This is a genomic window from Listeria sp. SHR_NRA_18 (genome assembly GCF_003856515.1).
Taxonomy (GTDB): Bacteria; Bacillota; Bacilli; order Lactobacillales; family Listeriaceae; genus Listeria_A; species Listeria_A newyorkensis.
Genome location: NZ_QPKR01000010.1, coordinates 11692 through 36100, shown reverse-complemented (window position 1 = coordinate 36100; position 24409 = coordinate 11692). Strand labels below are relative to the sequence as shown.

Below are 24409 nucleotides of genomic sequence, written 5' to 3'. Positions count from 1 at the left end.
ATTATAGTCTCCAGTAGTCGATATGACTTGGTTTTTCCGCGCTATTTAACGCACCTTTCACATCCATGAAAATCCCGCCTGGCGCGACTAAATCTGCTAACCCTTCCCAACCTGTTGTCAGGAAATCTGCGTGTGGTACCGCCATAATCACCGCGTGGCTTGGCTTCAACTCCGCAAATGGTACGAGTTCATCCTCAAGCTTCGTTCCTTCCGCTGCCAATACGGTATCTGAAAGTTGTACCTCGATGCCAAATTGCTTTAATTCAGCGATAATATCCATCACTTTGGAGTTTCTCATATCAGGAACATTCTCTTTAAAAGTCACGCCTAGAATCGTAACTACGCTATTTTTAATCGGTAAGTCCGCGGCAATCATTTTTTTGATGAGAGCAGACACGATAAAGTGGCTCATGCCGTCATTAATTCGGCGACCGGCTAAAATCATATGTGGATCGTAGCCAAGCATCTGCGCTTTGTGTGTTAAATAATAAGGATCAACGCTGATACAATGCCCACCAACAAGACCTGGTGCAAAGGGCAGGAAATTCCATTTTGTTTTCGCTGCGGCTAACACTTCGGATGTATCAATATCTAACCGATCAAATATCATCGCAAATTCGTTCATGAGTGCGATATTTAAATCTCGTTGCGTATTCTCAATCACTTTAGCGGCTTCTGCTACCTTGATGCTGCTTGCTTTATAGACATCCGCTTGAATCACGGACTTATACGTCTCATAAATAATTTCTGTTATCGGTTCTGTTTGGCCAGATACAATTTTGTTAATAGAGGAAAAGGTGTTTTTCTTATCACCGGGGTTAATTCGCTCTGGGGAATAGCCTACATAAAAGCCTTGACCAGCTTTTAATTGGGAGTATTTTTCGAGGACTGGCACACATTCTTCTTCGGTCACACCTGGGTATACCGTAGATTCATACACGACAATCGTTCCTTCCGTTAGGTTCTCGCCAATGGTCTGGGAGACGCTGATTAACGGCGCTAAATTCGGTTGTTTATCGTTGGTAATCGGTGTTGGTACAGCGACAATAATAAAATCGCAGTCCTGTAATTTTGTTGCATCTGACGTAAAATCAATCTTTGCTTTTTTCAGGTTTTCTGTGGTTACTTCTTTTGTCGTATCGATATTATTTTGAAGTGCTTGGATGCGCCCTTGATTAATATCGAATCCGACGACGCTTTCCTTTTGTCCGAAGGCGACTGCTACTGGTAAGCCAACATAGCCGAGACCTACGACTGCAATTTTCCTAGCCATTATTATAATTCCTCATTTCGTTTGTTGTGTATGGTGTTTTTAAAATCCTGAAAGAATTGTTGTCTGATGTCTTGTAATCGTTCTCTCTGAAAAACTGCTGCTCGTTCAAAAGCCAACTTGGCGTATCGCTGTCGCTGTTCTCGATTGTTTGCAAGTTCGACTAATTTATCCGCTAGTCCAGCCGTGTCATTCGGCTCGTGTAGTTGTTCTTCGGTGATGAGTTCTGGAATGCCGCCAACGTTCGACCCTAAGCAACTGCAACCTCTTGATAAGGCTTCGATTAAAGCTCTTCCTTGCCCTTCCGTTTTGCTGGGCATCAGGAAAATATCGATATCATCCAGCCATTCGTAGACGGCTTGATGTGGTAATGTTCCTGAAAAAACGACGTGTTCTGTTAAACCTAGTTGCTCAATCGTTTCAAGCCAATCTTCTTTCGATCCACGCCCTAAAATGCGAAACTCGAACGGCGGTAAGCCCGCTTGAATACTTGCAAGCGCTTGGAAAGCAGTTTCAAAACCTTTGTAAGGCGAAGATAACGAACCATTCATGCCGATAATCAGTTTTTCTGCTGGCTTCGCATTTCTTGCTTGGCGTCGCTCGATTGTTTCTATTGCTAGTTTGGAAAGTTCTACATTGGAACAAGAGACGCTTTGAGCCTTCGTCGGGTAACGTTCTTGTAAGTGTCTGTCCGTGATGTAAAGCGTATGTTGGGATTTGCTAATGCTTCGCTTCATTTTCCGTTCTGCAAAAGGAGCGTACAATTTCCCTTTCCAATCGCCGTACGTCGCCATGGCGTTATAAGCATCGCCAACGACTTCGATACAGTAAGGCGTCTTCGTTTTCCGAGCTGCTTTGACTGCCATATAGCCGATTTCTGAAGGTAAGCGAGCGATGACGCCATCCGCTTTTTCAACCGCCGCGAGTATCGCTTTGTATCCTCGTGGAAATGGCGTAAAAGCCCTCATTCCATATGGATTTGGCATGCCTTCAAACACGACTTTTTCTCCACTTGAAAGATTTAAAAACTTCGTATCCAAATCCCCCAACGACTCCATGCGCGCCATGACAGTGAGCTGATCCACATGCGCCACATAGCGTTCCCAATTGCTATACGAGAAGGCCACTTCCGAGTATACTTGCCCATCTTCCGCTTCCAAGAATCGATTATCGTGTGCAAACAACCAGTTCAAACGACTCACCACCTAGACTTTTAAATTATTTTTTTCTTGCGTTACCTGTTTACTATTCGCTAGCGCCAACATCTCTTTGCGCAGTTCCTCTTTTGTCCACTTGTCGTTGTTTTCTAAAATTCTATGCAACGTTTCAAAACTCACAAATTTTGTCTTACCAACGTAGATTTTAGGATATATTTGTTGAGGCTCCAGTTCATTCTCTAGCAATAATTCTTCATATAGTTTCTCGCCTGGGCGTAAACCAGTGAATTTAATTTCAATGTCATCTAAGGAATAGCCCGATAATCGGATGATATTTTTCGCTAAATCTAGAATTTTGACTTCCTCACCCATATCTAAAACAAAGATTTCGCCGCCTTGTGAGAAAACACCAGATTGTAAAACGAGGCTCGCCGCTTCGGGAATCGTCATGAAGAATCGTGTCATCTGCGGATCGGTTACCGTCACCGGACCACCTTTAGCGATTTGTTTTTTGAACATTGGGACAACACTGCCGCGACTACCGAGTACATTTCCAAAACGGACCGCCGAGAATTTTGTAGCGCTTTTTTGTGCGAATTCTTGGATGATCATTTCACACATTCGTTTGGATGCACCCATTACGCCTGTTGGGTTGACTGCTTTATCCGATGAAATCATCACAAACGATTGTACGCCGAATCGATCCGCCGCTTCACTAATGTTTCTTGTTCCAATCACGTTGTTGCTAATCGCTTCATGTGGATTTGTCTCCATCAATGTTACGTGTTTGTGCGCTGCCGCGTGATAGATCGCATTCGGAGCGTATTCTCCCACGATTTCATGCATTTGTTGGCGATTTTTAATATCCGCGATAACCGGGATAAGCGTTGTATTCCCAGCCTTTTCACGCAACTCTTGCTCAATCAGATAAATACTATTCTCACCATGACCAAGCAGTATCAGTGACTTCGGTTCATATTTCAAAAGCTGGCGACACATCTCCGAACCGATGGAACCTCCAGCACCTGTGATTAATACCGTTTGCTGATGCAATTGCTGTTTGATAGCCGCATCATTTAACTGAATTGGTTCACGATTTAATAAAGATTGTGTTGGAATATCTGCTAAATTGATGAGCGGCTCATTTTTTAAAAGTAAGTCTTCAATGCATGGAATTCGTCTCAACTCTACGTCAGCAAGTTTACAAAGGCTCTCTATTCTTGTAAAAGCGATTCGATCCATGTTCGTAATAGCGACAATAACTAGCTTTATATCATATAGCTTGATCAACCGTTGTAAGTCTGCTAAAGTTCCGATAACTGAAACACCAGCTAGGCTAACGTCTTGTTTCTCTTTTGCATCATCTAGAAAACCAAGTATTTTAAATGTTCCCTCTTGTTCTTTCATGATTTTCTTAGCAATAATATGACCCGTGTCGCCAGCACCTAGTATTAACGTATTTTTTACTTGTTGAAAATTAGTCTGTTCCATTTATAAACGCATCCTTATCATTTAATAGACATAATAGTTTTTGCCCTGGCCTTGTTTTTTCACATCGTTTAGAATATATCCCATGACTTTACTATTAGATTGTTCTAGTATTTGTACACTTTTCTGAATCTCCGCTTTATATGTCTTGTATGCTCGTACGATAAGAAAAGTTCCATCTACCTTACTCGCTAAAATTGGTCCATCGGCAATATCAATCAGTGGCGGACTGTCAATGAAAATGAGATCGTATTTCTGTTTGCATTCTTCCAGTAGTTTTTCAAGTTTAGTCGAGGAAAGTAATTCAGCGGGATTAGGTGGAACGGGGCCACTTGGTAAAAAGTCGATGTTGTATTCTTCAATCGGTTGAATCGCTTCTTCCAATGTGTGTTGGTTGGCAAGCAATGTACTCAATCCGACATTGTTTAACCTGCGAAATAGCTTGTCTTGTGTCGGTCGTCTCATATCGCCGTCAATCAGTAATACCTTCTTATTTTGCTGACCAAAAGTCATCGCGATGTTCGATGTTATCGTGGACTTACCTTCTCCGGGAATGCTTGATGTGATAAGGTACACGTTATTTTGTCCCATGGAGACGAACTCGATATTCGTTCTAATAATGCGAAACTGTTCATTGACTGACTTATTTCCTCCCAACTGGGCTAGTCGATTCACTGGTGGTTTATTTTTTTTCCGAGATAGTGATAGCATACATTTTCTCCTATCAAAATTGATTTATATTGCCTAAATGGGTGGCTTTAATAATCGCTCGCAGCTCTTTTTCATCTCTGATATGCTGTCTCATCGTTTCTTTGATAACAATAATCGAGATAGCTACGAGGAGCCCGACAATGAATCCCACGCCAATCACCAATGTTTTATTCGGCTTAACCGGCGACATATTCTCAGTTGGTTTGGTCAAAACTCGGATATTATTGGCGGACATGATTTTATCGGATTCTTTCGTTGCTGCTTGGATCAGTTGTTGATTTATTTGTTTTGCTAGTTCACGATCTGCATTTAATACGTTGACAGTAAGCACTTGAGAGTCTTTCGAGTTCTCGATTAATATTTGTTTTGCTAGTTGCGCTGTTGTTTCTGGTAAGTCTAAATTTTTGATTACCGTCTCTAGCACAGTTGGACTTACTAGGATGATTTTGTAGGTGTTGACGAGCTGGATGTTACTCTGTGTTTCTGACGTTGTAGTCGTGTTATTTTTGGGTTGTTCTTGCTTAATAACTAATTGTGATTGAGATTCATAGATTGGGGTCATAAACTCTTTTGAAATAACAAATCCGCTCATTGCACCAACGATACATAGGATAATGATGAGCCAGAACCATTTTTTTAACACGTATAAAAAGTCGGCTAGTTCAATTGTTTTTTGCTCCAATGCTATTTAACCTCCACTTTCCATGAAGCCTTTTTATCTGAGTCTTGGTCTTTGTAGGTGATTGTGTATGGTGCATTGCCGTTCACTGTGAAATAGCCTGAACCGCTGATGGACTTGCCTGGTTTGATTTTCTCACCTAGGTTCTCGCCTGGATAAATCGCTAATTTCTTGCCTTTGCTGTCTTTAATCTCCATATCGATTGTTGTAAAGCCACGTGATGCAGCGGATTTATTTTCTACTTTCATATCTATTTTCATCACACTATTTTTGACGCCTTTGTCATTTTCTAAATAGGTGGCTTTTTCAAATGTAACAATCAGTCCTAGAAAATCTACATGATCGCCTAGTTTGAATGTTTTTTGGTCTGTTGCTTTTACTGTTTCTTGTTGTGCTACTTGTTTTGTTTCTGTTTGGTCTTTTTCTGATGATGGATTTCCACATCCTGTAAGTGCCGATGTGAGGCCAATTACTGCTACGAGTCCGATTGCTAATTTTTTCATTCTATTACCTCGCTTATTTTTATATACTAGGACGGAAAAACTGTGTTTCCCGTCCTAGCTCGTTTTTTATTATTTGTTAAAACTTTTGCTGTATTGACTGATTTGTTGTTCTTGCTGTTAACTCTATTAAACCATTTTTGAGAATGGATTAGAAATCAGATTTGGCTTCAACATCCGCCATTCTGTTATGTTACTGATTTCATATACTGGGACGGAAAACTGTTTTCCTGTCCCAGCTCGTTTTTTATTATTTTGTTACAACTTTTTCTGCAGAAATCCAAGTTTGAGTGGCATCTTTATAATCTACTTTGACTGTATCGCCGGCTTTTAGATTTGCTTTAGTCCATGTGAAGTTACCGTTTGTTGCAGATACAATTGTTTGTGCAACGTCGTTTACCCATACTCTGACTTGTACGATGCTCGTTGGAACTGTACCGGTAACTACGCCTTGACCTTCTGTGATTGTATTGATGACTGGTGCCAATGTTGCATTACCTGTTCCAGTTGTAACTGTTACTGATTTTGGTGCTGTATATTGGTTTGTGTTTTCATTTAAAAGCTCTACGCTAACGACTGCGCCGGCTTTTTGTTTACCAATAAATTTGCTGTAATTTCCTGATGCGTCTGCTGTGATAACGCTAACTAGGTTACCGTTGATAGAGAATCTTAGTTTTGCTCCTGCTGGGGCTTTACCTGTAAGAGTATCGCCGTCTGTTGTCAATTCGTTCACTGTATATTCCGTGCTTTTTGGCGCTCCTGTTACAGTGATTGTTTTCGCAAGTTCGTATTTTCCTGTTTCAGGGTTCAGCATTTCTACCGCTACCATTGTTCCTACAAGTTGTGTTCCTACATATTTGCTGTAGTTACCACTCGCATCGGCTGTTCCTACGTTTACTGCTACACCGTTGATTAAGAACCTTAGTTTTGCATTCGCAGGGGCTGTTCCTGTTACCGTGTCATTTGCGTTTGTCATTGGTTGAATCGTAACATTCACTGCTAGTACGGTTGTTGTTACTGCAGCTTTGTATTTATTTGTTGCTGGGTCAAATACTTCTACACCGACAACTGTTCCTACTTTTTGTTTGCCAATATACATCGAGTAATTACCGTTTGCATCTGCATAACCAACATTTACTGCTTGACCATTGACAACATATCTTACTTTTGCATTTGGTGCTACTTTACCAGTAACTGTGTCATCATTTTCTGTCATTTTGTTGATAGTTACGTTGCTAGTTATTGGTGTTACCGTAATCGATGTTTTTGTATTGGCATTGTATTGACCAGTACGATCTTTGTAATCTACGCCGATAACATCACCAGCTTTACGGTTTCCAATGTTATATGAGAAGTTACCGTTAGCGTCAACCGCCACAACTGTGGCCGGTGCATTATTGATATAAATACGAATCGTTCCAGGATTGTATTGCGAAACATCTAATTTACCGCTAAATACTGTGTCTGCCTCTGTCATTGGGTTCAATTGTGGGATAGCAAGTATAATCGTGTTGCGATCATTTAGCTGTTGTTGTGCTTTATCTAAATCTTTTTGTAGGGCTGCTTTCTTATCTGCATCTGTGACTTTTTCGATTGCTGTCTTGGCATCATCAATTGCTTTTTGATTTGTCGCATCTTTGATTGTGTTTGCTGGATTATTATTGTTGAACAATTCGTTCACTGCTTTATCTGCTGCGTCTTGTGCTGCTTTTTTAGCATCTAATAAGTTTTGAGCTTTGTCCAAATCGGCTGTCAATGCTGCTTTTTTCGCCGGATCTGTGACTTTTTGTACCGCTGCTCTTGCGCTGTCAATTGCTGCTTGATTTGTCGTGTCTTTGATGGCATTGCTTGCTGGATTGTCATTGCTAAACAATTCCTTCACTGCTTTTTCAGCTGCATCTTGGATAGCTTTATCCCCTGCTTGCTTAGCGTTCAGTAGTTCTTGTGCTCTGTCTAAATCTTTTTGGAGAGCTGCTTTAATTGTTGCATCCTTCACTGCATTAATTTCTGCTTGTGCATCATCAATTTTTGCTTGTGTTGTCGTATCTTTGATAGCATCTGATGCTGGTGTATTATTTTGGAATAATTGATTTACAGCATATTTCGCTGCACCTTGTTGCCTTAACTCTGCTTCTTCTGCCGCTTGACGTGCATCTAGTAATTCTTGGGCACGGTCTAACTCTTTTTGTAATGCTACTTTGGTTGGACCTTCTGCTAAAATATCAATTGTTTTTTGTGCATTATCAATCGATTGTTGTTTTGTAGTATCTTTGATGGTATCACTTGCAGGATCATTATTAGTGAATAGTTCTTTCACCGCTTGATTTGCCGCATCTTGTTTTTGTTGTTCTGTTTGTGCTGCATTACGTTGGTCCAGTAACTCTTGCGCTTTATCTAAATCTTTTTGTAATGCTGTTTTTACAGTGCCATCAGCTAAAGTATTAATCGCATCTTGAGCTTTGTCAATCGCTGCTTGATTCGTTGGATCTTTGATAGCATTAGTTGTTGGGTCATTACTTGTGAATAATTCTTTTACAGCTTTAGTTGCCGCGTCTTGTTTTTCTTTTTCGGCTTGTGTTGCTGTTTTTTGATCTAATAGTTCTTGCGCACGATCTAAGTCACTTTGCAAGGCTGTTTTCATGTCTCCATCGGGTAAAATGTTGATTAAATCTTGTACTTTATCAATCGCTGCTTGATCTACTGTATCCTTTATTTTACCGCTTGTTGGATCGTCATTTGTGAATAGTTCATTCACTGCTTTTTTCATATCCAATAATTCTTGGGCGCGATCTAGGTCTTTTTGCAATTCTTTCTTCACATCTTCTGTCTTCACTAAATCAATTTGTTTTTGTGCATCGTCAATTTTTGCTTGTGTTGTTGTATCCTTGATGACATCTGTGATTGGTGAGTTATCTTGGAATAGTTGTTCCACCGCATACGTTGCTGCACCTTGTTGTTTTAACTCGGCATCTGCTGCTGCTTGACGTGCATCTAATAATTCTTGTGCACGATCCAAATCTTTTTGCATAGCTGTTTTAGCTGGTCCATCTACTAATAGATCAATCGCTTTTTGTGCATTATCGATTGCTTGTTGTTTTGTTGTATCTTTGATAGCATCACTTGCAGGCGTATCATTGATAAATAGTTCTTTTACAGCCTTATCTGCTGCATCTTTTTTAGCTTGTTCTGCTTGTGTCGCTGTTTTTTGATCTAGTAATTCTTGAGCGCGGTCTAAATCTTTTTGTAGCGCTGTTTTTGAATCTCCATCAGGCAGGCCTTGAATCAATTCTTGGGCTTTATCGATCGCTGCTTGATTCGTCGTATCTTTGATGGTATCCCCAGCCGGGCTGTTGTTCGTGAATAATTCATTCACTGCCTTCTCTGCTGCTTGTTTCGCATTCAATAATTCTTGTGCACGATCTAGGTCTTTTTGTAATGCTTTTTTTACATCTGTATTTGTCACTAAATCAATTTGTTCTTGCGCATCATCAATTCTTGCTTGTGTTGTCGTATCTTTGATGATATCTGTTGCTGGTGAGTTATTTTGGAATAGTTGGTTAACCGCATATTTTGCTGCACCTTGTTGTTTTAACTCTGCATCAGCAGCTGCTTGACGTGCATCTAGTAATTCTTGCGCACGATCCAAATCTTTTTGTAAGGAGACTTTCAACGGACCCTCTGCTAAAAGGTTGATTGCTTTTTGTGCATTGTCAATCGTTGTTTGCTTCGTTATATCTTTAATAGCATCTGTCGCTGGATCGTCATTTGTGAATAATTCTTTGACTACTTTCGTTGCTGCATCTTGCTTTTCTTTTTCCGTTTGTGCTGCATTTTTTTGATCTAAAAGTTCTTGTGCTCGGTCTAAGTCTTTTTGCATCGCTGCTTTTGTTGGCTCATCTGTTACCGAATCAATCGCATTTTGCGCGTTGTTGATTGCTGTCTGATCTGTTGTTGTTTTAATAGCATCTGTTGCTGGATCATCATTTGTGAAAAGTTCTTTTACTGCTTTATTCGCCGCATCTTGCTTAGCTTTTTCTGCTTCTTCTGCATTTTTTTGATTTAATAATTCTTGCGCTCTATTTAGATCTTTTTGCATTTCCGTTTTGATCGGACCTGCCGCTAAAAGATCAATTGCTTTTTGGGCATTATCAATCGCTGTTTGATTTGTCGCGTCTTTAATAGTATCTGTTGCTGGATCGTCATTTGTGAATAGTTCTTTCACTGCTTTTGTTGCTGCATCTTGTTTATCTTTTTCTGCTTGTATCGCTGCATTTTTTTGATCTAGTTGTTGTTGTGCTTTTACAATGTCCTTGTTTAATGCGTCTTTTTGCGTTTGGTCTGTTACTTTATTAACAAGTGTTTTCGCATTATCAATTTCAGCTTGCGTTAGTGTATCTGTAATATCGTTAATTGGGTTACTTCCCTTAAATAGATCATTTACTGCTTTTTTCGCTTGGTCTAATGTTTCAACATCTTTCGTTAATACAGAGTAGCTTCCTGATGCAATTTTACTAGCTGTTTTCGTATCAAAATTATTTTGGAAATCTGCATTGTTAGATGTAAGGTTACTTTTCACTTGGCTTAACACTTGATACGAAGCTGTAAATGGACCATTATAAGGTGTACCTGGGGCATTCAATTTTAAATCTGATGCCGTCCATGTTGTAATCCCTGTTGCGCTTTGGATTTTAACTGCTTGGCTTGTACTATATCCATCAATCGCTGTTTTCCCATTGTTTGTAGTGATAGAGAAATTAGCTTTTGGTTCTGCAGTAAACCCTTGTGTATTTTGTTTTTGACTAAGCGTAACAGCACTGTGACTTCCCGCCGTTGAAGTTGCTTCTATCTCAACATCTGAATTATCTCGCAAAATCATCGTACCAATAGTTAGCGGCCAAGTTGTAGAGGCTGAACTAATCTTACTCTTACTTCCTTCTAAAAATTCCAGTTTGGATATGTCACCAAGAATTGCCTTATCTTGAGAGTCGATATTCATTTCTCCAGATACCGTGATTGTTGCTGATTCAGCACCTTTTTGAACATTTATCCCATGCAACTTAGTTTTCAAATCTAAAGTACCGTCAACAATCATGTTACTACCTTGGTATAACCATATTCCAGACCAAGTCGTAGCAGCTGTATCTATATTTAGATAGCCCCCTTTTTCAATGAGAAGCGTAGATGGTCCGTACGTCGCATTCATGTCGATAGAAGAATATGCTCCTGAAGTTGGGTTGGTGAATTGGACGTTTGCCCCGCTAGCAATGGTTAGGTTACGACCTTCGAAACTATTATTTCCACCAGTAGTCGAATGTGTGATATTTCCCTCTAGCCTAAGCTCTCCTGCCATACGTGGCAAGTACCCACCTGATTGATTAATATCACGGTATACTAATTTCGTGCTTGTATTTTCAGAATAAAATAAGCTATAGTTATTCCCTGATGCACTTGTAATTGTCGCATTTTCTACTAAACCTGAAGCACCATCTGCTAAAAGTACTTTATAGCCTTTTAAGTCTATCAAATTACCGTTACCATGGATATTTTTGATAGCCCCTTTTGTTGTTGTAATAGATGCTGTCAATGTGAGACTATTTTTCAGCTGAATATCTGTAACTGTTGCATCCTCTAAAGCTGTTTTAAATTGGGCAAACGTTGCTACATCTACTGATTTCGTTAACTCTGCTGCACTTGCCATCATAGCCTCAGTTGTCATTAGGTTATATGGTAGAGATGCTAAACTAGATAAGGTAATTGCTGTAGCAGCTGTGATTTTAATAATCTTACTTTTGTAATTTTTTTTGGTTGATTGTTGCATGTTTATCTCCTTAGATTTGTATTTTGTTCACCTGATTTTGCTAGCCTCTTATCCTTTCTAACTCTGAATTTAAGTTTTTTAGGTGAGGTGGGATATACTAATAAACCCAGAATTATTATATTTTAGCTTTACTAAAAGTCAGAATACCATTATTATTTTTTTTTAATATATCCATTTTTTTTAGTTCTCTTATTATTCTGCTTGCGCTTGTTCTGCTTGTTCCGCAATATGCTGCGATATAATAACTATCGAGTCCTCTGGGTAAAGCGTATCTATTAATACTAATCTGTACCCCCATTTGTTCGAACAGCTTGATAACTCGCTCTCGCAATTCATATTGAAATTGCTGTGCATATAATTTGGCAAGTTCCTCATTGCGATTCAATGATTCTATTAGGACGTCCGTAAAGAATGGATGTGTTGCTAATATATTAAAGAATGTGTTTGCGTCTATTTTAGTCACTATCGCTGAACTAAGTGGTTCGTAGATAACACCCACCTCACCAGAAAACTGATTTCCCCAGACGATATCTGATGTGCTTAAGAAAGCCTGACAGACCATTTTATCTGCATCTTTTTCGTGAGCAATCATTTTAGCTAAATAGCCTTCTTTGATTATATAAATATTATTATCCGTATTTTGTACAATCCGCTCGCCCTTTCTAATAACGGCCTTTTGTAGAGTATTTTCTTCAAAATCGCTAGAATTTATAATACTCTGTAGAACGGTCTTATCACGAATGAGCAGCTTGTTTATTGTAAGGTAATCCACTACATCCCTCCATTCCGTTTCGGGATTACTAGAACTAATATTACTACCTTCCGTTCTTTTTTTTTACATGAAAATATGGTCAAAAATCACTTTCCCATATATTTTCAACTTGATACTACATTACTAATGATCATTTATTCCTTCTGTGCTAATCGTATTCCTTGCTAAAACACGGTTAAGTCAGCGTCACAATTTCGACTTTTTTTTATGACTTCTGAATGTCTTTGCCTATGAATTTACACTATAACTAAGTTTTATTGTTGATTTTATTACACTCGTTAGTTCTTGTTGTTAATTCTATTAAACCATTTTTAGTTTTCGATTAGAAATCAAATTTGGCTTCAACATCCGCCATTCCATTTTCAAATAAAAAACTCTAGTATCCGCAATTGCTGGCACTAGAGTTTCTCTCTACTATTTTATTATCTACAGGATTTCATCCATATAAAAAACGATACTCCTAATTTGCTCCCAATCATATTCTGTCGGTACCCGTTCAGTCTTATACATTTCACAATTCAGAATTTCATTATCATCCTTATAATTGCAGACAACAACATCCACATTAAGTTCTTCCACAATCTCATTAGTAGCGTGATGATTCGTAATAAGCGTGATTTCAACATTTTTAATATTGAACTTTTCTACTAATGTTGTTAAATAATTCAGGTAAGCGTTTGGACCATCGAATGTAAATAAAATATGTCGTTTACGTTCCTTGAGTTGTTGATTATATGCAAAATAATGAGTAAACATCGCCAGATTCACTGCGACATCTTCTATATACTCTATTTTAGCGATTTGTTTAATCGGGTCATTTGCCAATAGCTCTGTCCATTTATAAAACAAAGCCGCATGCCTACTTTTTATAAAACGATTCACTTCAAAAACATTTTTTTGAAATAGTGGTGTTAGTTTAGATAGTAATATTTGATTGCGTAGATAGGCAATGAAAACGGTTAATTCTGATTTTTCAGGCGAGCCTAGTCCTAACTCTTGAAAAGATTTCATTAGAAAAGCATCGACCGCATCCATTTCTGTCTTTGTATGAAAACCGCTTAACACCTTGTCTCCTGAATATACATAGGTGTCCATTGTCAACAAATCCATATAAACAATCTCATCTTCTGGTACACCCGCAGCAGGTAACATCGGAATTAAAATTTCTGCTAATTTGGCTATAACCTGGTAGGTATCCATTTGCGTTTGCAGTTTTTTTAGCTCTGGGTTTATTTTGACGAAATGCCCTTGTTTAATTCGTGTATTTACTACCATAATCCAGTATAGTGCCCTTCTATGCTGCAAAGTATTACTGATTTTTGTGATGTCGTCATATCCAGCTAATGCTTTCTTATGCAACTCATACTCAGCTTCTGTTGGGTGGCTTATCGTTGAGATATCATTCATACTATAGAAGAAGTTGAAAAAGAAATGTCGAATATTTACTTCCTCACCAAGAAATGCTATCGGCGTTAATGATAATTCAAGCTTAAATTCCTTTAATATATTTCTCAAGTATGTTAAATATCTGTGCAGCGTCGATGTCGATAGAAACAATTCATCTGCCCACTCATCGATACTTTTGGACTCTCCCTGAAAAACACCGTTCACAATAAGAAGCAACGGCGATTCCTCAGAGATTTTAACTATCAGATCATCGACGTAATGCGTGTGATTAATGGAATAGCCATACACCGTATTTAGTTCTAATATTTCTTGTTCTGGAAACGAGTGCTCGATATCCTTGATGTCTCTCGATAGCGTTCTTTTGGAAATATCCAAATCCTCTGCAATCTCATCTACTGTGAGAGGGAATTTAGCGTCGTAAATTTTCTGCAACACCTTGATTTGTCGCCTAACCTTTTTTTCTGCAATTAGTTGTAAAAAGAAATGATTCATACAAAACACCCCCATAAAATAAGTAAAAAAATTTACGTGTTCTTGCATCTCATTATACCCAGCCGATACAAAAAAGCAATTCACAGCTCTTTTTTGGCGCAACAAAATAGGACGCTAACTGATCTGTAAAAACCAGTTCGCGTCCTATTTCGTACTTCGTGGGGGGAGTTTGTGCAAAAATCTATGTGATGAGTTACTCATTTTTGTGATGCAATCCTACTTACTTCACAACTTTCACTCTTGTTGCAGAAAACTTATTTTAGGTTCAAAAATTGTGTGCCTACATAGCCTGTTTTGCCATTGTAAATGACTTTGCTCCAACCATGATTGTCTGCTACAAATGTTACTTTTTCACCTTTTTTCAGTGTTCCGAGGATCTTAGCTGTTTTACTTGCGTCAGCGCGAACGTATACGGCTGATTTAGCAGTGACTGTTTTTGTTGCGGCTTTTTTAACTTCTGGTGCTTTTTTCGGTGCTGTCGTTGCTGCTTTTGTTGAAGGTTTTGTTGGTGTTACAGCTTTTGCTGGTTCCGCTTTCTTCACTGTGCTAACTTGTTTGCCTGGGATGTTTAGGAAGCGAGTGCCTACGTAGCCTGTTTTTCCTTTATAAGTAACTTTACTCCATCCATAATTGTCTTTCACGAAGTAAACTTTTTCACCTTTTTTCAGTGTGCCGAGTACTTTTGAAGTTGTGCTTTCACCTGCGCGGACGTTCACTGCTGATTTCGCTGTTACCATTTGTGGTTTCGCTGTATAGTGTGTTGTTTGTGCTGCATCTACCGTAAAAGCTCCTGCTGCTACTGTTGTAAATGCTAGTGTTAACGCCAATCCTGTTGCTGCCACCAATTTAGTTGTTTTTTTGCTCATTACGTTGTTCATCATAATCTCTCCTTCAAAATTAGTTTTTATGGGATAATTGCAGTTTTATAAGTTTTCTAAGGGGCGCCCTTTCGATATCTTTATATTACACCATAATTATTTCTAAGTCAATACTTTTATTACGTTTATATTACAATTATTTTATAAATATATCAGATGAACACAGGAAATATCCTGTTTCTTTATATTCAAAGCACTTATTTCGCTAAAAATGTGTTTTTAATCGCTAAAATAAGCACAAACCCAGAAACAATTGTAATAATTACGTAACATAGTTTTATAAGCCTATACTTTTCTCCAGCTGTGCTATAATAATAAAGAAGATAACGCTTAAAGGAGGAAATGATTTATGGCTAACAAAGAAGCAATCGCCTACATTGGTACATACACCAAAGTAGAAAGTGAAGGAATTTATCGCCTTCATATTGATAAAAAAACGGGTGAAATTACGCAGAATAAGCTTGCTGGCGAAATGGATAATCCGACTTACCTGAAATTAACAGATGATCAAAAATACCTTTATTCCGTGGCGAAAGACGGTGAAAATGGCGGAGTTGCTGCTTTTGCGGTTAAAGAAGATGGCTCTCTAGACTATTTGAACCAAGAAGTCCAAGCTGGAAATCCTCCTTGTTATGTCGATGCATCGAAAGACGGCGCTTTTGTCGTTTCAGCGAACTATCATTTAGGAACAATTGTGGCTTACCCAACAGAGAAAAACGGTGCACTAAAAGCTCCAAGTTCGTCGGTTCAACACGTTGGTACTGGCCCGAACAAAGAGCGTCAAGAAAAGGCACATGCCCATTTTGCAGGATTCACGCCGGATGAGAAATTTGTCATCACGTGTGATCTTGGAACGGACTATGTGACGACGTATGCGCTGAACGATGGTAACCTTGAAAAAGTGAGCGATTTGAAAGTTAAAGGCGGAAGTGGTCCTCGTAACCTTGTTTTCCATCCTAATGACAAAATTGCATACATTATGACCGAAATGGCGGCTGACGTTGTTGTCGCGGCTTATGATGAAGCCACTGGCGCGTTGACGGAAATTCAAAGCATCCCTTCTTTACCAGCTGATTTTAGTGGTGAAAATAAAGGTAGCGCGATTCACATTTCCAACGACGGTCGCTTCCTCTATGTTTCTAATCGCGGGCAAGATGCGGTTGTGACTTTTGCGATTGATGCGGAAGGTAAATTGAGCTTAGCGGCAACTACTCCTGTGGAAGGCGTTGGTCCTCGTGACTTCGACCTTGATCCAAGCGGTGAAATTTTGCTAGTATCCAACGAAAACACGAACAACGTCACAGTATTTGGCGTGAATAAAGAAACCGGCGTGCTGACGTTACTTCAAAAAGACATCCACGTTCCAGAACCAGTTTGCGTGAAATTTATTAATGAGTAAATAAAACAAGAGGCCCCAGCGCGCAAACGTTCGGAGCCTCTTTCTTAGGAGGAAGATTTATGACTTTAACTATTGGTTATATCGGATTTGGGAAGAGCACGACGCGGTATCATATGCCTTATACGCTCATCCGCGACAATATCCGCATTAAGACGATTTACAATCACCGCCGCAAGCCTGAACTCGAGGCTGATTATGCGCAACATCAAATCGAGTTTACGGATAATCTGGATGTGCTTTTGCAAGACGGCGAAATCCAGTTGGTCAGCATCTGTACGCCCGCAAGTACGCACTATGATTTAGCTAAAAAAGCATTGGAAAACGGCAAAAATGTGCTGGTCGAAAAACCGTTCTGCACGACTTCGGAGGAAGCGGAAGAACTATTCGCGCTCGCTAAATCAAAAGGCTTAATCGCGATGGCGTACCAAAACCGTCGTTTCGATAGTGATTTCCTAGCCGTTAAAGAAGTGTTAGCTAGTGGCAAATTAGGCGACCTTGTCGAACTCGAATCGCATATGGATTACTACCGTCCAGAAGCTCCCGACGCGCCCGGCGAATATTATGACGGCGCTTTTTACGGACTTGGCGTTCACATGATGGACCAGATTATCGATCTATTCGGCCGTCCGGAAGAAGTCAGCTACGACATTCGCTCCGTCCGCAATCCGAACAATCCTGATGACACATTCGAGGTGCAATTCTTCTATCCAACGTTGAAAGTCATCGTCAAAACGAGCCATTTAGTGAACATTCCCTATCCAAAATTCATTCTACACGGTACAAAAGGTAGTTTTGTCAAATACGGTATCGATCAACAAGAAACGTATCTGAAGGCTGGCGTGATGCCCGGCGAGACCGATTTTGGCGTTGACCCAGAAAGCAGTTATGGCACGCTCGTTTATGTCGATGCAAACGGCGAAACAGTAGAAGAAACCGTACCAACACCGCTTGGCGACTACGGCCGGCTTTACGATCAGCTCCACGACGCCATCCTAAACGGCACACCAAAACTAGTCAGCGATGAAGAAACGCTAACCAACATGACTATTCTAGAACAAGGCTTCACTGGCAAAAATCCACGCGTGATAACGTTATAAAAATAAGGTCCACCGCTCCTATTTTCGAGAGACGGTGGACCGTTTTAATTTACCAGACTAATTGCCATGTAACGCCGAATTTATCGGTTACCCATGTTACTTTTTTGAATGGTGGTAACTCGATAGGACCCATCATAACAGAGCCCCCGTCGGAAAATGCTGCGAATAAGCGATCAAATTCTGATTCCTCTTCGCATTGCACCAAAATCGTTGTTGCCCATGAAAATGGTGTCGCGTATTCGGCTTCCATATCCATGACCATAAATGATTGACCGCGAATCTCAAAGGTACCGTTGAGCAGTTTGCCGGTTTCGCCACGATCGTTCTCGCCAATATACGTCTTCCCTAACGCCTTCGCATCTTTGCCAAACAATTCAACGTAGAAATCCATCGCCGCCTCTGCCTCACCACTAAACGTTAAAAAAGTAGAAACTAAACTATTCGTTTTATACATAATTCTCATTCCTCCATCTCACTTATTTATTACATCACGCCGATTAGTATCAATAAGAAGAAAATAATCCAGAACACGATATACGCCATCGAAATAATAAATCCGATAATTGGGAAAAAATTGCGTTCGCGTTCTCTAGCAATTCCTGAAATTGATAAAATCAGCGTTAAAACCGCCACTCCAAAAATCACAATAAACCAATTACTCGCCGTGACAAATCCAATCTCCACTGGCTTCATAAAAATCATAACAATACATAGAATTCCTAGTAAAAATGCCATAAAGCCTAAGAAAGTTGTTCGTTTTTTGATCGGTACTTCTTCCATGTCATTCATTGTTCTTCATCCCTTTATCTTAATTTTTAACGACACCACGCGCTACGTATTGCATATCATTCGCCGATTCCACCGTGTATTTGCCGTTTTCATAGCTGATTTTAGTCACACTCGCATTTTCAATCGGACCGTCGACACGCGTTGGATCAAGTAGCGAAAGCAAGATATTAATGACCATCCCGTGACAAATAACGAGCACATTGCCATCCGTTTGCTCACTACAAATCAAATCCAGCGACTGCAACAACCGCTCGGTGAAAATATCCCAATTCTCCGCCATGCCAGTCTCATCCATATCCGCTACCGCATCGATCATAACCCGCGGCGCATCGTGCTTATGTACTTCAAAAAACGCCTCCACAGAATCAAATCCGTGCATTTTACTCACCGTTTCCCACATAAACAGATTGTATTCGCCTTCAAATTTACCAAAACCGAACTCGCGCAATCCTTTCAACTGATTCACAGGCAATTCAAAAGCCCCATGTCGCATCACGATATCCGCCGTTTCAAGCGTCCGTCCACGATCACTTGTATAAAGCGCTTCAAACTTCGTATCCGCGAGTCCTCGTCCCAACTGCTCCGCCACAAGAACGCCCTCTGCTGTCAGTGGCGAATCCGCCCAACCTTGCACCCGCTCCGTCGTATTCAGCATCGTTTTTCCGTGCCGCGTCACATATAAAGTCACTTTCCCAGCCATTTTCACAAGCACCACCGTTTCTTAAAAAGATACCCTTAGTGTATCAAGCCCAGCGGCGTTTTGCAATGAAAGAAGGCGCTCTTCTCGCAATAAGAAAAACGCCCAATCTCATGAATCAATCCACGCCACGCATGTATTTTTTGAGCAGTGGTGCGCCGAGGAATAGTAAAATCGCGAACGCTACCGCACCAAATCCGAAAATCCCGAAGTACAAGATCTCCGTTTTTGCGTTGAAGAATTGCGTTGTTTGCGCGTTAAACGCCTGTGCCATCGAGTCTGACAAGAACCAAACACTCATCGTTTGGGAGGCAAATGCCGCTGGCGCTAGCTTTGTCGTGGCCGATAAGCCGACCGGTGACAAGCACATCTCGCCCACGATACAGATAAAGAAGCTCAGCACCAGCCACATCGGACTCACCGCGGTGGTCGTGTTTCCTGCAAGCAATCCCGGCAACATCATAATCACGAACGATAGACCTGCAAAAAACAGACCTAGCGCAAATTTTCGCGGTGTTCCTGGTTGCCGTTTTCCAAGCTTCGTCCAAATCCATGCGAAAATCGGTGATAAAATAATGATGAACATCGGATTCAGTGATTGGAATACACCCGGCGATAATTCAAAACTGCCGACGCTAAGATCCGTTCGGTTTGCCGCAAATAGGGCTAGTGTTGTTGATCCTTGTTCTTCAATCATCCAAAACATGACCGAAATAAGGAACAGAGGTATGTAAGCTGTAAGTCGCGAACGCTCGTCCTTCGTCGTTTTCTTACTCGTCATCATAACAATAAAATAAATAAGCGGGATAATCACGCCCATAATCGTGACCGTCATAATCACCGTTTGCAATGTAAATCCGCCTTGCAGCCAAGCCACAATCGTACCAATCGCCGCAATCGCAACTACTAATCCCAACGCCAAGCCAGACATTTTTTTCTTCTCGGCACTTTTTAACGGATTCGGAACTTTTTTCCCAGCATCGCGCAAATACATTTTTCCAGTAATCACGTATACAACGAGGCCCACAGCCATCCCAACAGCCGCGACACCAAACCCAGCGTGGTAACTATTAGCCGAATTCGACACGTTCGTCACTATAAATGGCGCGATAAAAGCCCCCAAGTTAATCCCCATGTAAAAAATACTAAACCCAGCATCGCGTTTTTGATCCCCTTTTGGATAAAGGTCACCAACAACATTCGATACATTCGGCTTCAAAAATCCCGTTCCAATAATGATAAAGAACATCGACACAAATAACGCCGTCGCGCCCCCTGGAAACGACAGAGCGATGTGCCCAACCATAATCAGGACACCACCGTAAAAAATCGTGCGCCGCGGCCCTAAAATCCGATCCGCCGTCCAGCCACCGATAACGCCAGACATGTAGACAAGCGAACCATAAATCGACATAATCGCCGTCGCTGTAGCCTGTGAAAAGCCAAGTCCGCCATCGACAACCGCCGTATACATATAGAAAATAAGAATAGCGCGCATCCCATAATAAGAAAAACGCTCCCAGAATTCCGTAAAGAACAGCGTCGCGAGCCCTCTAGGATGTCCAAAAAACGTCTTACCACTGCTATCTTGAATAGTCCTCATCCTGACTCCCCTCTTCCCTATTAAAATATACTCTCAGTCAGACGCCGAGCCTAAAAACCGCCCAGCGTCCCAAGAGTACAAGAAAAATTAGCCGATATTACAAGGCATTTTTATAAATTTCACGACTAACATCAAGCGTTTGATCCCCACGTTCAGAAACAGCCGTCAAACCATGTTTTTCAAGCTGCGAAACGAGCGCATCCACGACTTCCTCGCCAAGCTCATAATCACTGAAGTGCGTCGGAGCACCTAGTGATTCAAAGAAAGCACGCGTTTTATCGATGGCCGCTTGAATTTTTTCATCATCCGTCCCGTCCGTAATATGCCAAACACGTTCCGCATATTGCAACAACTTCGCGCCCTTCTGCTCTTTACGAATCTCAAGCAGCGAAGGCAACACAATCGCCAGCGTCCGCGCATGGTCAATATGGTACAACGCTGTAATCTCATGACCCAAACCATGGCTCGACCAGTCACCCGGAACCCCTTTATTCAGCGTCCCGTTCAGCGCATAAGTCGCCGCCCACATAAAGTTAGCACGCAGATTATAGTCATGATTCGACTCATCCACCACGTCCGGCCCAATCTCAATCAGCGTCTCAAGCAAGCCTTCCGCAAACCGATCCTGCACCATTCCGCCGACCGGATACGTCATATACTGCTCCATAATGTGCACAAACGAATCAATCACACCATTCGCCAATTGGCGCTTTGGCAACGTATACGTCAACTGCGGATCAAGAATCGAAAACTGCGGAAACGTCACAGCGCTACCAAAACCAAGTTTCGCTTTTTTCTCCACAATGCTCACGACACCGCCACTGTTCATCTCAGAACCCGTCGCAGGAAGCGTCAACACCGTACCAAACGGCAATGCCTCCTTAATCGGAAGTCCCTCACCAATCCCACTACCAAAAATATTAATCGGCTCACTATCAAAAAGCGCGCCCGCCGCAACGAATTTTGTTCCATCAATAACAGAACCACCGCCGACAGCTAGCAAATAATTATAGCCATCCTTCTTCACAAGTTCAATCGCCCGTAAAAGCGTCGCGTATGTAGGATTCGCTTCAATCCCACCAAACTCACCAAACGTGTGTCCAGTAAGCGCCTCGCGAACCTTCGCAAGCGTACCAAAACGCTCCACACTTCCGCCACCATAAAGCACTAACACCTTCTTGTCCGTCGGAATCAGTGTCGCCAGTTCGCCGATCCGGTCCTTGCCAAACACGATGTGCGTTGGGTTATAATAATCAAAATTTGCAATTCCTTTATTCATTGTATAAAGTCCCCGCTTTCTTTTTGCCTTAGATTTTGTCACGTATCCATATTATCACAATTCCCACCATCTGTAACGAATGGACCACTACACTATAAATACACCTTTTTGCGACAATTCAAACAAAAAAACAGAAACCCCGAAAGATTCCTGCTTAAACTTCAATCATATCATACGACCCCGTCTGCCGCGTCACAACCAATTCCGAGCCACCGCCCCCACCAGTCCGCTTCATCTCACGGTGAAAATCACGATGCTGCTTCATCCACACCGTAAACTGCTCCTTCGACGCCCAGCGCGACACATTCATCACCGTCGACTTCCGCGCGCCTTCCTTCAACCAAACCTCATATCCTAAAAAGCCTTCAAATTCGGCCATTTCTTCGCGATGATGCGCCACAGATTGCAACATTTTTTCCTTATTACCCGTCTCAAACTCAATACTCACCGTTTCAATATGCATAACGCCACCTACTCTTTCTCACTGATAATCATTATCAATAATGTTTTCTCTATTCTAAAGGACACCCCATCGCATTGTCAACTAATTCATGCAGTCATTTCTATACAAATGCAACAAACTGGGGTAGAATAAAAGAGACGCATCCCATACTAAAAAGATTGGAGTGACCGAAATATGTTGATTAAAAATCTTTGCATCCCTAAAATCAACTTAACGACCATTACCGAAACCGCAACACTGAAAGAAACGCTGGACATTTTGGAAGAAGCCGGCTATCGCTGTGTTCCCGTTCTAGATAATAAAGGCGAGAAATTCATCGGGAACATTTACAAAATGCATATTTATCGTCATGCCGCAAACGGAGGAGACTTATCAGATCCAGTAACAAGTCTGATCAAAAACCAAACGAAACATATTGGCATTAATTCTTCTTTTTTCGAAGTTTTCTTCACAATCAAAGAACTGCCATACATCGCGGTCCTAAATGAACAAGGCGATTTTTACGGTATTTTAACACACGGTAAACTGCTCGGTGTTTTGCAAGACGCCTGGAACATCGATTCAGGAAGCTACGTTCTCACCATCGCAACCGGCGAAGTTCCCGGCTCACTAACAAAAATCACAAAAATCATTGACAAACACACAACGATTGCCAGCCTGATCACGATGGATTCTCAAGTAGAAGACTACATCCGCCGCGTTCTCGTAACGTTACCAGCAGGCATCACAGAAGCAGAAAAAGACACGATTGTCGCCAACCTCGAACGAAAAGGCCTACGCGTCATCGAAGTCGAACATTTGAAACTCAAGAAATAAGAACAATACATACAAGAAGTCGGGTCATCAGATTCGGCTTTTTGTGTGCGCAAAAAAATTATTTTCCCAAACCCCTTGAATAATCTCCAGACTACATCTATAATTATCTTATTGAGAATAGTTTTCAATTACAGGAGGTTTAAGGATGAAAAAGAGAAGATTAACAGCACTTCTACTTGTTGTTTTAACGTTAGGGCTGGTACTTGCAGCATGTGGCGGTTCAGGCTCGAGTGATGAGGCGAAGACAGAAGACAAGGCGCGTACACTAACCGATGCGCTAGATCGTAACGTAGTACTACCAGCAACACCGAAGAAAATCGTGGCCATTCAAAACGCGGGGGAACTTTACGCACTAGACATTAAACCGCTTGCCACAACAGAATACTACATGGGAATCTACCCAGACTTCCTAAAAGGCGTTGAAAATATCGGTGGCGACAAGCCAAACGTGGAGAAAATCGCTTCACTAAAACCCGATTTAATCATCATTTCCGATTACCAAAAAGACATGTTGACGAACCTGGAAAAAATCGCGCCCGTTTATGCAACGAAATTCGGCGTGACACCAGACGAGCAACTTACTGATATCGCTAATTTAGTCAATGCCAAAGACGCCGAAAAAACCTACCAAGAAAAATACGCAAAAGAATCCAAAGAAGCAAAAGCAACACTAAAAGACGCTGGCATTGAAAATCAAAAAGCGGCTGTTATCCAATTCTGGGGTAAAGAAATCTATATCCATGACCCAATTGTGTTCGACGGTATCTACACAGGAGCAGGTTTCACACCAACAGAAGCCGCTAAAAAGAACAAAGAAACGAAAGCCATTTCCGCAGAAGCCATTCCAGACTACGTTAGTGATGCCGATCAACTATTCATCCTCACACCAGAAGGCAAATCAACGGATGAGCTCAACACGCTTCTAACAGGAATTTGGAAAGACATCCCAGCAGTTAAAGCAAAACACGCCTATCCTGTGAACAGCGATGAATGGAGTAACTACACAGCCCCATCCAGAGAATACCAAATGCAAGACGCGATCGACAAAGTAACAAATAAATAAAAACAAAAGGATCAGATGCGCCCCCAAAACG

Annotated in this window: 20 protein-coding genes; 4 read left to right on the top strand and 16 right to left on the bottom strand. The window is 41.1% G+C overall.

Annotated elements, in window-relative coordinates; genetic code table 11:
- Position 1: 1 nt before the first annotated feature.
- The 10 genes from DUK53_RS13680 to DUK53_RS13635 all read right to left on the bottom strand — a co-directional run bounded on the left by DUK53_RS13680 (position 2) and on the right by DUK53_RS13635 (position 15175).
- A complete protein-coding gene (locus DUK53_RS13680; RefSeq protein WP_036095048.1) occupies positions 2–1273 on the bottom strand; it encodes a nucleotide sugar dehydrogenase in 1272 nt (423 codons plus the stop codon).
- Between the two features lie 2 nt (positions 1274–1275).
- Positions 1276–2463 carry a glycosyltransferase gene (locus DUK53_RS13675; RefSeq protein ID WP_052164773.1) on the bottom strand — a complete coding sequence of 396 codons (1188 nt, stop codon included), beginning with the start codon at positions 2461–2463 and terminating at the stop codon, positions 1276–1278.
- Positions 2464–2475: 12 nt separating this feature from the next.
- The gene (locus tag DUK53_RS13670; protein ID WP_052164772.1) at positions 2476–3918 is read right to left on the bottom strand and encodes a polysaccharide biosynthesis protein; all 1443 of its coding nucleotides are present in this window, start codon (positions 3916–3918) and stop codon (positions 2476–2478) included.
- 21 nt (positions 3919–3939) lie between these two features.
- Positions 3940–4626, bottom strand: a complete 687-nt coding sequence (locus DUK53_RS13665) for a CpsD/CapB family tyrosine-protein kinase (protein WP_036095046.1) — start codon at positions 4624–4626, stop codon at positions 3940–3942.
- 13 nt (positions 4627–4639) lie between these two features.
- On the bottom strand, positions 4640–5308 hold the full coding sequence (locus DUK53_RS13660; protein ID WP_036095043.1) for a YveK family protein: 669 nt from the start codon (positions 5306–5308) through the stop codon (positions 4640–4642).
- 2 nt (positions 5309–5310) lie between these two features.
- Entirely contained in the window at positions 5311–5808 is a 498-nt protein-coding gene (locus DUK53_RS13655) for a DUF4352 domain-containing protein (protein ID WP_036129771.1), read from the bottom strand.
- 247 nt (positions 5809–6055) lie between these two features.
- Complete coding sequence (locus DUK53_RS13650; protein WP_036129769.1) at positions 6056–11623, bottom strand: toxin Cry1Ac domain D-VI-related protein; 5568 nt, start codon at positions 11621–11623, stop codon at positions 6056–6058.
- Between the two features lie 115 nt (positions 11624–11738).
- Entirely contained in the window at positions 11739–12395 is a 657-nt protein-coding gene (locus DUK53_RS13645) for a Crp/Fnr family transcriptional regulator (protein WP_036095035.1), read from the bottom strand.
- Positions 12396–12821: 426 nt separating this feature from the next.
- Positions 12822–14294, bottom strand: a complete 1473-nt coding sequence (locus tag DUK53_RS13640) for an AcpB/EbpR/MafR family transcriptional regulator (protein WP_036095032.1) — start codon at positions 14292–14294, stop codon at positions 12822–12824.
- A gap of 254 nt (positions 14295–14548) precedes the next feature.
- A complete protein-coding gene (locus tag DUK53_RS13635; RefSeq protein ID WP_077917968.1) occupies positions 14549–15175 on the bottom strand; it encodes an SH3 domain-containing protein in 627 nt (208 codons plus the stop codon).
- A 346-nt stretch (positions 15176–15521) separates the two neighbouring features.
- On the opposite strand from DUK53_RS13635, the gene DUK53_RS13630 reads away from it, so the two are divergent.
- A complete protein-coding gene (locus DUK53_RS13630) occupies positions 15522–16571 on the top strand; it encodes a lactonase family protein (protein ID WP_036095028.1) in 1050 nt (349 codons plus the stop codon).
- A 59-nt stretch (positions 16572–16630) separates the two neighbouring features.
- Positions 16631–17668 carry an oxidoreductase gene (locus DUK53_RS13625; RefSeq protein ID WP_036129767.1) on the top strand — a complete coding sequence of 346 codons (1038 nt, stop codon included), beginning with the start codon at positions 16631–16633 and terminating at the stop codon, positions 17666–17668.
- Positions 17669–17717: 49 nt separating this feature from the next.
- Here the strand turns inward: DUK53_RS13625 and DUK53_RS13620 are convergent, their stop codons facing one another.
- The 6 genes from DUK53_RS13620 to DUK53_RS13595 form a co-directional block, all read right to left on the bottom strand.
- On the bottom strand, positions 17718–18122 hold the full coding sequence (locus DUK53_RS13620; protein ID WP_036095024.1) for a VOC family protein: 405 nt from the start codon (positions 18120–18122) through the stop codon (positions 17718–17720).
- A 29-nt stretch (positions 18123–18151) separates the two neighbouring features.
- Complete coding sequence (locus DUK53_RS13615) at positions 18152–18457, bottom strand: hypothetical protein (protein ID WP_036095022.1); 306 nt, start codon at positions 18455–18457, stop codon at positions 18152–18154.
- A 19-nt stretch (positions 18458–18476) separates the two neighbouring features.
- Entirely contained in the window at positions 18477–19163 is a 687-nt protein-coding gene (locus tag DUK53_RS13610; protein WP_036129765.1) for a histidine phosphatase family protein, read from the bottom strand.
- Positions 19164–19272: 109 nt separating this feature from the next.
- A complete protein-coding gene (locus DUK53_RS13605; protein ID WP_036095019.1) occupies positions 19273–20757 on the bottom strand; it encodes a peptide MFS transporter in 1485 nt (494 codons plus the stop codon).
- Between the two features lie 97 nt (positions 20758–20854).
- Positions 20855–22036 (bottom strand): iron-containing alcohol dehydrogenase, encoded by a 1182-nt coding sequence (locus DUK53_RS13600; RefSeq protein WP_036095018.1) that lies wholly within the window; start codon positions 22034–22036, stop codon positions 20855–20857.
- Between the two features lie 154 nt (positions 22037–22190).
- Entirely contained in the window at positions 22191–22499 is a 309-nt protein-coding gene (locus tag DUK53_RS13595; RefSeq protein ID WP_036129762.1) for an antibiotic biosynthesis monooxygenase family protein, read from the bottom strand.
- 174 nt (positions 22500–22673) lie between these two features.
- On the opposite strand from DUK53_RS13595, the gene cbpA reads away from it, so the two are divergent.
- Together cbpA and DUK53_RS13585 are read left to right on the top strand one after the other, a co-directional pair.
- Complete coding sequence (cbpA, locus tag DUK53_RS13590; protein ID WP_036095013.1) at positions 22674–23315, top strand: cyclic di-AMP binding protein CbpA; 642 nt, start codon at positions 22674–22676, stop codon at positions 23313–23315.
- Between the two features lie 145 nt (positions 23316–23460).
- Positions 23461–24378, top strand: coding sequence for an ABC transporter substrate-binding protein (locus DUK53_RS13585; RefSeq protein ID WP_036129760.1), 918 nt, complete (start codon positions 23461–23463; stop codon positions 24376–24378).
- Positions 24379–24409: the final 31 nt, after the last annotated feature.

Bases quoted from the DNA above. Each gene is read 5' to 3' on its own strand.
- DUK53_RS13670 (WP_052164772.1), bottom strand. From the start codon at position 3,918: ATGGAACAGACTAATTTTCAACAAGTAAAAAATACGTTAATACTAGGT.
- DUK53_RS13635 (WP_077917968.1), bottom strand. From the start codon at position 15,175: ATGATGAACAACGTAATGAGCAAAAAAACAACTAAATTGGTGGCAGCA.
- DUK53_RS13595 (WP_036129762.1), bottom strand. From the start codon at position 22,499: ATGCATATTGAAACGGTGAGTATTGAGTTTGAGACGGGTAATAAGGAA.
- DUK53_RS13615 (WP_036095022.1), bottom strand. From the start codon at position 18,457: ATGAATGACATGGAAGAAGTACCGATCAAAAAACGAACAACTTTCTTA.
- DUK53_RS13585 (WP_036129760.1), top strand. From the start codon at position 23,461: ATGAAAAAGAGAAGATTAACAGCACTTCTACTTGTTGTTTTAACGTTA.
- cbpA (WP_036095013.1), top strand. From the start codon at position 22,674: ATGTTGATTAAAAATCTTTGCATCCCTAAAATCAACTTAACGACCATT.
- DUK53_RS13620 (WP_036095024.1), bottom strand. From the start codon at position 18,122: ATGTATAAAACGAATAGTTTAGTTTCTACTTTTTTAACGTTTAGTGGT.
- DUK53_RS13665 (WP_036095046.1), bottom strand. From the start codon at position 4,626: ATGCTATCACTATCTCGGAAAAAAAATAAACCACCAGTGAATCGACTA.
- DUK53_RS13680 (WP_036095048.1), bottom strand. From the start codon at position 1,273: ATGGCTAGGAAAATTGCAGTCGTAGGTCTCGGCTATGTTGGCTTACCA.
- DUK53_RS13630 (WP_036095028.1), top strand. From the start codon at position 15,522: ATGGCTAACAAAGAAGCAATCGCCTACATTGGTACATACACCAAAGTA.
- DUK53_RS13640 (WP_036095032.1), bottom strand. From the start codon at position 14,294: ATGAATCATTTCTTTTTACAACTAATTGCAGAAAAAAAGGTTAGGCGA.
- DUK53_RS13605 (WP_036095019.1), bottom strand. From the start codon at position 20,757: ATGAGGACTATTCAAGATAGCAGTGGTAAGACGTTTTTTGGACATCCT.
- DUK53_RS13650 (WP_036129769.1), bottom strand. From the start codon at position 11,623: ATGCAACAATCAACCAAAAAAAATTACAAAAGTAAGATTATTAAAATC.
- DUK53_RS13625 (WP_036129767.1), top strand. From the start codon at position 16,631: ATGACTTTAACTATTGGTTATATCGGATTTGGGAAGAGCACGACGCGG.
- DUK53_RS13600 (WP_036095018.1), bottom strand. From the start codon at position 22,036: ATGAATAAAGGAATTGCAAATTTTGATTATTATAACCCAACGCACATC.
- DUK53_RS13655 (WP_036129771.1), bottom strand. From the start codon at position 5,808: ATGAAAAAATTAGCAATCGGACTCGTAGCAGTAATTGGCCTCACATCG.